The following is a 4783-nucleotide window of genomic DNA, read 5'->3' as shown; positions in this document are numbered from 1 at the left end:
GCCGGGCACCCGCCCGCCACCGGGCGCCCAGCACCTGGACGGCACCGGCCGCGGCGGTCGCGGCGCGCCGGCCGCGCGAGACCACCGCACGCCGGTGCAGCACCGTGTAGTCCTGCTGGGCGATCGCGTCGAGGATCCCGCCGTAGAGGACGAACGCGGTACGGATGCAGGGCCGCACCCGCGGGTCGAGCAGCGCGATGCCCGGCTCCGCCGCCCGGTACACCGCCCGCGTCATGGCCTCCGCGGCGACGAACGCGGCACGGATGCGCGGATCACGGCGCCCGGTGCGCCGGCTCCACTCCAGCAGCGGCCGGTCCACGCCGTGCGCGGCGAGCAGGTCCGCCGGCAGGTAGACGCGGCCCCGGTCCAGGTCCTCGCCCACGTCCCGCAGGAAGTTGGTCAGCTGGAACGCCACCCCCAGGTCCGCCGCGTGCGGCGCCGCCTCCTCGCGCGGGCCGACCGTGCCCAGCACGGGCAGCATCTGCAGCCCGATGACCGCGGCCGAGCCGTGCATGTAGGCCCGCAGATCGGCGTAGGTGGGGTAGTCGGTGACGCTCAGGTCGGAGCGCATCGAGGCGAGGAAGTCGGTGAACAGCGCGGGCTCGATGCCGTACCGGCCGGCGGTGTCGGCGACGGCCCGCACGACGGGTTCGTCGCCGCCGCCGGTGCGCAGCCCCCGGGCCAGATCGGCCTCCAGGAGCTCCAGCAGCCGGTCCCGCTCGCCGGGCGTACGGCGCCGGTCCAGGTCGTCCACGATGTCGTCCGCCCAGCGGGCGAAGCCGTACAGCGCGTGCACGGCCGAACGCCGCTCCAGCGGCAGGAGCCGGGTGGCGAGGAAGTACGTCCTGCCGTGGCGGGCGTTGAGCCGCCGGCAGTGGGCGTAGTCGGCGCGCAGCACGGGATCGGTGATCCCGGCGGCGTCCAGTTCACGACGGGTCATCGGCACCTGCCGGGCTCGGAGCGGACGGGACGGGCACGGCGGCCGGACGGCCCAGCGGGACACGGCGGCGGGCGCCGGGCGGGCCGCCAGTCACCCGGGCGGCGGCCAGCTTGCCGCTGATGAGCACCGTCGGCACCCCCACCCCGGGCGTGGTCCCGCAGCCGGCCAGCACCACGTTGTCCAGCCCGCGCACCAGGTTGCGCGGCCGGAACGGGCCGGTCTGGGCGAAGGTGTGCGACACGGAGAAGGGGCTGCCCGCCGCGTGCCCCTGGGCCGTCCAGTCCAGCGGCGTCACCAGCTGTTCCTCCTCCACGCTCTCCGCGAACCCCGTGAGGCCCCGGCGCTCCAGCTCCGCGACCAGGCTGTCGCGGTAGCGCGGGCCGAGGTCCCGCCACGCGGCGGCGGACGGGCCGACATCGGTGTTGGGGCAGGGCGCCAGGACGTAGTGGAGGTGGCGGCCCGGGGGCGCCAGGGAGGCGTCGTGCGCCGTCGGCCGGGTGATCAGCAGGGACGGGTCGCTCATCAGGTCCCCCGTGCGGGTCAGTTCGTCGAACGTGCGCTCCCACGCCGTCCCGAAGGACAGCGTGTGGTGGGCGAGGCCGGGCCAGGTGCGGTCGGTCCCCGCGTGCAGGACCACCGCGGACGGTGAGTGACGCAGCCCGACCGGCCGGCGCGGGGCCCGCCCCAGCAGACCGTGGGCGGTGGACAGTTCGCAGGTCAGGACCACCGCGTCGCAGTCGATCCGCTCACCCGAGCTCAGGTGCACGGCCCGCACCCGTCCCGCCCGCTGCTCCAGGGAACGCACCTCCGCCGAGTACCTCAGCTCGGCGCCCGCGCCGGCCGCGGCGTCCGCCATGGCCCGCGGCAGCGCGTGCATCCCGCCCCGCGGGAACCACACCCCGGCCACGGTGTCCATGTAGGCGATCACCGCGTAGGCCGCCAGCGCCCGCGCGGGCGCCACCCCCGCGTACAGCGCCTGGAAGGAGAACACCCGGCGCAGCCGGGGATCACTCAGGAACCGGCCGATGCGCGCGTCCAGCCGGCCGAATCCGCCCAGCGCCGCCAGCCGCGCCAGGTCCGGGTGCAGCAGCTGCAGGGGCGAGTCGAAGTTCGTGTCGATGAAGCGCCGCATCTGCGCCCGGTACAGCCGTTCCAGCCAGTCCCGCAGCCGCCGGTAGCCCGCCGCCTCGGCCGGTCCGGCGAACCTGCGGACCTCCGCCTCCATCGCCTCGCCGTCCGTGTGCACGTCCAGCGACGTGCCGTCCGCGAAGGCGGCCCGGTACGCGGGGTGCAGCGCCGTCAGCTCCACACGGCGGGCCAGGCTGTCCCCGACGACCGCGAACGCCTCGTCGGCCAGATGGGGCATCGTCAGCACGGTGGGACCGGTGTCCACCGCGTAGCCGCCCAGCCGCAGCCGCCCGGCCCGGCCGCCCGGACCGCTGTCGCGTTCGACGAGCGTCACCCGCCGCCCGGCACCCAGCAGGTGCAGGGCGCAGGCCAGCCCGGACAGACCGGCCCCCACCACGACGACGTGGTCGGCCGGTCCCCGCACCGTCCTCACCGGACCCCCTCGGCGGTGCGCGGCACGAGCCCCGACGCCCGCTCCACCAGCAGCGCGAACTCCCGCCGCACGCCGTCGTCCGCGCCGGTCCGCTCGAAGGTCCGCAGCGCGGTGCCCGCCAGCTCGCCGATCTTCGACTCGACCACGGAGCGCGCGCCGGTCCGCTCCAGCACGGCCCGCATCCGCTCCACGGCCGCCTCGTCCGGGCCGGCACCGTCCGGCGAGAGCACGGCGACGGCTTCCGCGTCCCCGGCGGCGTCGGCCAGGCCCCGACCGACCGCGAGCAGATACGTCGGCTTGCGCGACCGCAGGTCCTCGCCGACCGGCTTCCCGGTCCGGGCCGGCTCCCCGAACGCGCCCAGCAGATCGTCCCGGAGCTGGAACGCGAGCCCCGCGCACCGGCCCGCCGAGCGCAGCGCGTCGACCGTGTACGCGTCCGCGCCGGCCAGCGCCGCGCCCAGCGCCAGCGGCCGTTCCACCGTGTACAGGGCGCTCTTCAGTGTGGCGATGGCCAGCGCCTCGTCGACGCCGAAGGAGCCGGTGGCCTGCGCGTGCAGGTCGCGGTACTGCCCGGCCACCATCTCCTGCCGCATCGCCCGCCACTCGTGCAGCAGCCGCGGCCCGTGGGGCGTCCCGAGGGCCGTCTCCGTCAGCAGGTCGTCGGCCCAGGCCAGCGCCAGGTCGCCGGCGAGCACCGCGGCCGACGTCGCGAACGCCTCCGGGGAACCGGCCATCCGGGTCGCGCGGTGCATGGCCGCCAGGTCCACGTGCACGGAGGGCGCGCCCCGGCGCAGCGGTGACCCGTCCATCACGTCGTCGTGTATGAGGGCGCACGCCTGCAGCAGCTCCAGCGCGGCTCCCGTCCGCAGGACGGCGCCGCCGTCGCCCGAGCCGCCGGCGGCCCGCCAGCCGCACCAGGCGAACGCGGTGCGCAGCCGCTTGCCGCCGCGCCGGACGAGGCCGGCGACCCGTCCCGCGACGTCACGGGCGTACACCGGGTCCACGTCGCGGGCCTGCGACAGGTGCGCGTCGAGGATCCGCTCCAGGACGGCCTCGACCGCTCCGGTGGCGTCCGGAGCGGTGAGCGGGTCGTCCGTGGTCTCGGCCGGTCCGGCCGTCGTCGGCCGCAGTCCAAGCATGCACAGCCCCTTCTCGCTCTCAGTCATCAGCACACCGGTGCTTCCGCCGGGTGCCCCGGTGCGGATGCGCTGATGCCTGCCCGGTGCGGGAGGGGGAGGGAGCGTCACTCACTCCATCGGCCCCGCCCCCGTGCGTCCATGGCGGTGTGTCACGGCGCGCGGACGGGCGTGCCGCGCGCCCCGCGTCAGTCGCGGCCACGGGCGCTCCTGAAGCGGGCCAGCCCGTCGGCCAGGCCGATCAGCGGCTCGGGGTAGCGCAGCCGGGCCCGCTGCTTATCCGGCAGGAGCCACGGCTCGTGCACCGCCCCGCCCTCCACCTCCGCCAGCTCGGGCACCCAGCGGCGCACGTAGGCCCCGTCGGGGTCGTGGCGCCTGCCCTGGAGCACCGGGTTGAGGACCCGGTGCGGACGGGTGTCGGTGCCCGTTCCCGCGACCCACTGCCAGTTGAGCTGGTTGTTGACCACGTCGCCGTCCACCAGCCAGTCCAGGAAGTGCCGGGCGCCGGTCCGCCAGTCCACGTACAGGGTCTTGGTGAGGAAGCTCGCCGTCAGCAGGCGGGCCCGGTTGTGCATCCAGCCCTCGTGCCGCAGCTGCCGCATCGCCGCGTCCACGACCGGGTAGCCGGTCCGTCCCTCCCGCCAGGCGGCGATGTCCCCGGCGGCCTCGTCCTCCGTGCGCCAGCGGTCGTTCCGGGTGCGGTAGTCCCGCACGGACGCCTCGGGGCGCGCCGCCAGCACCTGGTGGTGGAAGTCCCGCCAGCACAGCTGCCGGACGAACCCCTCCGCGGCGGCTCCGCCGCGCGCTCGGGCCCGCTGCACGAGTTCCGATGCAGACAGGGCGCCGAAGTGCAGGTACGGCGACAGCCGGGAGGTGGTGTCGCCCGCCAGGTCGTCCTGGCCCTCCCCGTAGGCGTCCAGCCGCGTACGGGCCCACCGGGCGAACCGGTCCCGGCCCGCCGTCTCGCCGCCGGCCGCGAGCCCGGGGGAGGTCCGGTCCGTGTCCGGCCGGGACGGCACCGGGTCCCCGCGGACCGACGAGGGAACGGGCACGGCGCGCGGCGCCGGCCGGGCGGGCCGCAGCCGCTCGCCGGACCAGCGGCGGAAGTAGGGCGTGAACACCGCGTAGTGGTCGGCGCCGGACGGT

Annotated in this window: 4 protein-coding genes; all 4 read right to left on the bottom strand. The window is 76.5% G+C overall.

The window, feature by feature from the left end; translation table 11 throughout:
- Window positions 1-940, bottom strand: a 940-nt coding sequence (locus tag G3I53_RS29820) for a phytoene/squalene synthase family protein (RefSeq protein ID WP_164438957.1), incomplete at its 3' end; no start/stop codon positions are given.
- Window positions 927-2501: a phytoene desaturase family protein gene (gene crtI, locus G3I53_RS29815; RefSeq protein ID WP_164333725.1), complete on the bottom strand. Its 1575-nt coding sequence runs from the start codon at window positions 2499-2501 to the stop codon at window positions 927-929. The genes crtI and G3I53_RS29820, both read right to left, overlap by 14 nt.
- Complete coding sequence (locus G3I53_RS29810; RefSeq protein ID WP_164438958.1) at window positions 2498-3640, bottom strand: polyprenyl synthetase family protein; 1143 nt, start codon at window positions 3638-3640, stop codon at window positions 2498-2500. Before G3I53_RS29810 ends, crtI begins: the two co-directional genes overlap by 4 nt.
- 185 nt (window positions 3641-3825) lie before the next feature.
- The coding region (locus G3I53_RS29805; protein ID WP_164438956.1) for an FAD-binding domain-containing protein at window positions 3826-4783 on the bottom strand (958 nt) is incomplete at its 5' end.

The organism is Streptomyces sp. SID14436 (assembly GCF_010548465.1).
Classification (GTDB): domain Bacteria; phylum Actinomycetota; class Actinomycetes; order Streptomycetales; family Streptomycetaceae; genus Streptomyces.
This window is presented reverse-complemented; position numbering and strand designations above follow the sequence as displayed.